The organism is Neisseria sp. HMSC03D10 (assembly GCF_001807625.1).
GTDB classification, from domain to species: Bacteria; Pseudomonadota; Gammaproteobacteria; order Burkholderiales; family Neisseriaceae; genus Neisseria; species Neisseria mucosa.
On the sequence record NZ_KV789536.1, the window covers coordinates 31601 to 31820 of the forward strand.

Below are 220 nucleotides of genomic sequence, written 5' to 3' on the forward strand. Positions count from 1 at the left end.
TCAACACACAGCCGCCTGAAGGCGGCTGGGCTCCTCTGGCTCTTGCTACTCAAGCATGGGCTGTTTCAACACACAGCCGCCTGAAGGCGGCTGGGCGGCGGATGGGTGAGGCCGTCCGTAAACGGCAGCGTTTCAACACACAGCCGCCTGAAGGCGGCTGGGTGTGTCAGACCACCACTACTCCCAGACCTGCCGTTTCAACACACAGCCGCCTGAAGGC

The 220-nt window shown here is 62.7% G+C and carries 1 pseudogene; it reads left to right on the top strand.

The window, feature by feature from the left end:
• Positions 1-220 (top strand): annotated as a pseudogene (locus tag HMPREF3066_RS13125) (hypothetical protein); the annotation flags it as partial.